This window comes from Massilia genomosp. 1, assembly GCF_011682185.1.
Lineage (GTDB): Bacteria > Pseudomonadota > Gammaproteobacteria > Burkholderiales > Burkholderiaceae_D > Telluria_A > Telluria_A rubra.
In genome coordinates, this window is the sequence record NZ_WHJF01000725.1 from 1 (window position 1) to 202 (window position 202).

At 62.4% G+C, this 202-nt stretch carries 1 protein-coding gene; it reads right to left on the reverse strand.

The annotated features are described in order from the left end of the window. Positions 1-202: transposase family protein (locus F1735_RS37320; RefSeq protein ID WP_167241701.1), on the reverse strand; the 202-nt coding region annotated here is incomplete at both ends.

Genomic DNA, 202 nt, shown 5'->3' on the forward strand with positions numbered 1-202 from the left:
CCGTCGTTGTCTTGCCACATGCGCCGCAATCGACCCGCGGTACGTCGGCATGCAGCCAGGCCTCATGCTGGAAGAAATCAAGGTGGCGCCAGTCGCGCCTGACCCTGTCATGAACACCTTGCCCGTTCACGCCGCAGGCAGGGCAAGGCAACTGTTTCGCGTTGCAGGCGACCTCGAAATCGATCCTCCGCTTGGCAGTGTC